Raw genomic sequence first — 402 nt, forward strand, 5'->3', positions numbered from 1 at the left:
CTGAAATAAAACGCGGTTGCGCTCTGCCTCCTGGCTCGAGGCGTCGAGCGACGCCCGCGCGCTAGCTACGTCGGCCGCGGCGGCGCGATATCGCGTCTGGAAGTCGATCAACGGTTGAAGGTCGAGCACGCTGCCATAGGCGGTCTGTTCCAGCCGCTGCTTCATTGCCGTTAGCGCGTCGGTCGCAATTCCGCTGCGTTTCTGCGTCGCCTCGTCCAGTGTCACCACGGTCAGCCCGTCTTCGTTGCTGACCCGACTGGTCGGGGCAGCGGCCGGGCCTGCTACGCTCGGCGCTGGCTGGTACGAAAGCCAACCCCAGGTAACCAATGTGGCCGCCCCGATTGGCACAAGCGCGAGGAGCAAGCGTTTGCCAAGGTTGCTCATGACTGGAAGATTCCTTCT

General features: G+C 63.7%; 1 protein-coding gene. It reads right to left on the reverse strand.

The features are described from left to right. Window positions 1-384, reverse strand: a 384-nt coding sequence (locus ACWTU8_RS33165; RefSeq protein WP_455851422.1) for a hypothetical protein, incomplete at its 3' end; no start/stop codon positions are given. Window positions 385-402 lie beyond the last annotated feature (18 nt).

Source organism: Mesorhizobium sp. BHbdii (genome assembly GCF_053848045.1).